The sequence below is a fragment of the Nocardioides sp. genome (assembly GCF_004803405.1).
In the GTDB taxonomy this organism is placed as follows: Bacteria; Actinomycetota; Actinomycetes; order Propionibacteriales; family Nocardioidaceae; genus Nocardioides; species Nocardioides vastitatis.
The window spans coordinates 1-1,690 of the sequence record NZ_SSXI01000009.1; the positions used below are offsets into that span (position 1 = coordinate 1).

Here is a 1,690-nt window from a genome sequence, read left to right on the forward strand (position 1 = left end):
CAGGAGCGCCGCCGCGCCGAGGGCCAGGAAGAGGCCGGCGGCGAGGAGCGCGGTCCGTCGCCCGGTGGCCGGCCGCCACGGCTGGAGGTCGTTCTCGACGACGTCGGTCATCGCCTCGACCACGTCGTCGTACACGCGGGGCGGCGGGTCGTCGACGCCGGCGGTGACCGTCAGGAGTCCGCCGTCCTCGACGCCCTGGAGGGTGAGCCCGCTGTCGGTGGCGAGCTTGCGTCCGTCGGCGGTGACGACGCGGTACCCGCCGTGGACGGTGGCCGGATCCAGCAGACCCACGCTCCGCGCGAGCTCGGGCAGCAGCTCGGCCACGGGGACCGCGCCGGGCAGCACGAGATCGACGCGCCGAGTGCCGGACGTGACTGTCACCCGGACCAGGCCGGAGGCGACGGCTCCGCCCGGCCGTGCCGCTTGCGTCATCTGCTCAACCCTTCCCGAGAGCCGGTGACCCGCATCGTACGGACAAGACCGGAGGGACCGACACTGACGTGTCGGTCCCTCCGTCGACGGGTGCGGCGACTCAGAAGTCGAACCGGGCTGCGCCCCGCTTGTCAGCGCTCAGGTACTCGTCGTTGGACTGGTAGACGGTCTGCGAGCTCTTGTCGAGCAGGTCGCGCATCTCCTGCATCGCCCAGTCCCAGGCGGCCTTGGAGCTCCGGTACGCCTCCTGCTGGGCACCGGACCAGGTGGCGACCTTGCCTGCGATGTCCTTCTCGAGGTTGTTGAGGGACTCGTCCAGCTTCTGGACGGTGCGGTACATGTTCTCTGCGGCGGCGTTGAGCTCGCCGTGGTTGACGCGAAGGCCGTCGAGGCTCATCAGTGATCTCCTTGTGGGTCGAGGGGTCGCTCAGAGCGAACCGAGCTTGTTGAGCAGGTTGTTCATCTCGCCACCGGCGGCCTGGTCGACGGCGACGTTGTCCTTCTCGGTCTCCGTGAGCGAGGCGTGGAACTTGTCCAGGGCCGCCGTGATGACGCCGTGCTTCTCGGTCCACGCGGCGTGGAGGACCTGGAAGGCACGACCCCCGTCGCCCTCCCACTTGCCCTTCAGGGCCTGGATCTGGCCGTCGAGGGTGGCGGAGTGCTGCTTGAACTCCGCCTTCGCCTGGACGACGCGCTCGGCGATCGCCTTCAGTGCGCCCTCTGCGTGGCCGAACTCGATGTTCGAACCTGTCATGTCTGCTCCTAGGTCAGTGGGGCGGCCGGAGCCGCCGGGCGGATCTCTCTTCCGAATGGCTCCCCGAGCACCTGCCAAAGAGCCGACGGGTTGTTGCTACCCCAGGAGCTCGGGCGGCTAAACCTCAGCGGACCACTTCCCACAGATGACGGAAGAACCCGACCGCCACCACGACGGACCCGACGGCGAGGGCGCCACACACCGCCTCGGCGATCTCGGCCCGTCGTGACCACCACGCCGAGCGCCACCCCCGGCCGACGAGGACACCGACCAGGACGAGGATCGCGGCCAGCGCGATGGCGGCCAGCGCCACCAGACCGACCAGGCCGGCGCTGTCCTCCGCGAGGCGGAGCAGCACGGAGGCGACCGCCACCAGCGAGAGCACGCCGGCCAGCCGCAGCATGCGCCGCGCCATCACGTGTCGGTAGCTGCGGGCCGCCAGCAGCAGCGCCGCACCGCCGGACGCGACCAGGCAGCGCGCTCCCACCCGGTCGAGCGGCAGGT

The 1,690-nt window shown here is 70.5% G+C and carries 4 protein-coding genes; all 4 read right to left on the minus strand.

The genetic code is table 11. From position 1 onward, the window contains the following. Positions 1-432, minus strand: a 432-nt coding sequence (locus E7Z54_RS00750) for an EsaB/YukD family protein (protein WP_206055939.1), incomplete at its 3' end; no start/stop codon positions are given. Between the two features lie 100 nt (positions 433-532). Then, positions 533-829 (minus strand): WXG100 family type VII secretion target, encoded by a 297-nt coding sequence (locus E7Z54_RS00755; RefSeq protein WP_136430912.1) that lies wholly within the window; start codon positions 827-829, stop codon positions 533-535. A gap of 30 nt (positions 830-859) precedes the next feature. Continuing rightward, positions 860-1,186: a WXG100 family type VII secretion target gene (locus E7Z54_RS00760; RefSeq protein ID WP_136430913.1), complete on the minus strand. Its 327-nt coding sequence runs from the start codon at positions 1,184-1,186 to the stop codon at positions 860-862. 124 nt (positions 1,187-1,310) lie between these two features. Beyond that, a partial coding sequence (locus tag E7Z54_RS22775; protein WP_168798096.1) for a hypothetical protein occupies positions 1,311-1,690 on the minus strand: 380 nt, incomplete at its 5' end.